General features: G+C 57.5%; 1 protein-coding gene. It reads left to right on the forward strand.

Translation table 11 applies throughout. The features are described from left to right. Position 1 precedes the first annotated feature (1 nt). Positions 2-1,192 carry an elongation factor Tu gene (gene tuf, locus A0251_RS17060; protein ID WP_062818036.1) on the forward strand — a complete coding sequence of 397 codons (1,191 nt, stop codon included), beginning with the start codon at positions 2-4 and terminating at the stop codon, positions 1,190-1,192. Position 1,193: the final 1 nt, after the last annotated feature.

Genomic DNA, 1,193 nt, shown 5'->3' on the forward strand with positions numbered 1-1,193 from the left:
CGTGGCAAAGGAAAAGTTTGAACGTAATAAACCGCACGTAAACGTAGGCACCATCGGTCACGTTGACCATGGTAAAACCACTCTGACCGCCGCGCTGACCCGCGTGTGTGCAGAAGTTTGGGGCGGTAGCGCCATCGCTTTCGACGGTATTGATAATGCCCCGGAAGAGCGTGAGCGTGGTATCACCATTGCAACCTCTCACGTGGAATACGATTCCCCGACTCGTCACTACGCCCACGTAGACTGCCCCGGTCACGCTGATTATGTGAAGAACATGATCACCGGTGCGGCGCAGATGGACGGTGCGATCCTGGTATGTTCCGCTGCTGACGGCCCGATGCCGCAGACCCGCGAGCACATCCTGCTGTCCCGTCAGGTAGGCGTTCCCTACATCGTTGTGTTCCTGAACAAAGCGGACATGGTTGACGATGAAGAGCTGCTTGAGCTGGTAGAAATGGAAGTTCGCGAACTGCTGAACGACTATGACTTCCCGGGTGACGATACTCCGATCATCAAGGGTTCTGCCCTGAAAGCACTGGAAGGTGACACCAGCGACATCGGCATGCCTGCCGTACAGAAGCTGGTTGAGTGCCTGGATGAGTACATCCCGGAGCCGGAGCGTGCCGTTGATCAGCCGTTCCTGATGCCGATCGAAGACGTATTCTCCATCTCTGGTCGCGGTACTGTAGTAACCGGCCGTGTAGAGCGTGGCATCATCAAGGTGGGCGAGGAAATCGAGATCGTGGGTATCCACGACACCACCAAGACCACCTGTACCGGTGTGGAAATGTTCCGCAAGCTGCTGGACGAAGGTCGTGCAGGCGAGAACGTTGGTGTTCTGCTGCGTGGTACCAAGCGTGATGAGGTTGAGCGTGGCCAGGTACTGGCCAAGCCGGGCTCCATCAAGCCGCACACCAAGTTCATTGCTGAGGTGTACGTGCTGAGCAAGGACGAAGGTGGTCGTCACACCCCGTTCTTCAACGGCTACCGTCCGCAGTTCTACTTCCGTACCACCGACGTGACGGGTGCATGTACCCTGCCGGAAGGTACCGAGATGGTTATGCCGGGCGACAACGTGCAGATGGACGTTGAGCTGATCGCGCCGATCGCCATGGAAGACGGCCTGCGCTTCGCTATCCGCGAAGGTGGTCGTACCGTTGGCGCCGGTGTGGTAGCCAAAATCACCGAGTAAT

The organism is Alcanivorax sp. NBRC 102024 (genome assembly GCF_001602235.1).
Lineage (GTDB): Bacteria > Pseudomonadota > Gammaproteobacteria > Pseudomonadales > Alcanivoracaceae > Alcanivorax.